The organism is Rhizobacter sp. P2_H2 (assembly GCF_056403375.1).
In genome coordinates, this window is the sequence record NZ_JBFUFP010001455.1 from 1 (window position 1) to 1,067 (window position 1,067).

The 1,067-nt window shown below is 69.1% G+C and carries 1 protein-coding gene; it reads right to left on the reverse strand.

Translation table 11 applies throughout. The features are described 5' to 3' along the window. Positions 1-1,067 (reverse strand): iron-sulfur cluster carrier protein ApbC (apbC, locus tag AC1D15_RS33880; RefSeq protein WP_477829519.1); only part of this gene is annotated, 1,067 nt, incomplete at its 3' end.

Genomic DNA, 1,067 nt, shown 5'->3' on the forward strand with positions numbered 1-1,067 from the left:
GTCGGGAACTTCGACGAGAAATCCTTGGTCCGCTGCGCGATCTTCGCGGCCAGCTGGCGCGCGATCGCCTTGTAGAGCCCGGCCGTCTCGCCGTCGGGCTCGCTCACCACCGTCGGCTTGCCCGAATCGGCCTGCTCGCGGATGGACAGCGCCAGCGGCAGCGCACCCAGGTAGTCCATGCCCAATTCGGCCGCCATGCGCTTGCCGCCATCGGCGCCGAAGATGTGCTCCACGTGCCCGCAGTTGCTGCACACATGCACCGCCATGTTCTCGACGACGCCCAGGATCGGCACGCCGACCTTCTCGAACATCTTGATGCCGCGGCGCGCATCGATCAGCGCGATGTCCTGCGGCGTCGTCACGATCACCGCGCCGGTCAGCGGCACGCGCTGGGAGAGCGTCAGCTGGATGTCGCCGGTGCCGGGCGGCATGTCGACGATCAGGTAGTCGAGGTCGCCCCAGTTGGTCTGCCGCAGCAGCTGTTCCAGCGCCTGCGTGGCCATYGGGCCGCGCCAGATCATCGCGTTGTCGCGCTCGACCAGGAAGCCGATCGAGATCACCTCGACGCCATGGTTGCRCATCGGCTCCATCGTCTTGCCGTCGGCGCTCTCCGGGCGGCCTTCCAGGCCCATCATCATCGGCTGGCTCGGGCCGTAGATGTCGGCGTCGAGGATGCCGACCTTCGCCCCCTCGGCGGCCAGCGCCAGCGCCAGGTTGGCCGCCGTCGTGCTCTTGCCGACGCCGCCCTTGCCCGACGCCACCGCGACGATGTTCTTCACGTTGGGCAGCAGCTGCACCCCGCGCTGCACCGCATGGGGCACGACGCGGGTCGCGATCTCGACATCGACCCGGCCAACGCCCGGCAACGCGCGCACCGCCCGCTGCAGCGATTCGCGCAGCGCCGCATGCAGGCTCTTCGCCGGGTAGCCGAGCTCCAGCTCGAAGCTCACGTCCGCGCCCTGGATGCGCAGGTTCTTCACCTGGCGGGCGCCGACGACATCCTTGCCGGTGAGCGGATCGTTGACGGCTTGCAGGGCGGCCAGGATGGCGGATTCGGTGGTGGTCAT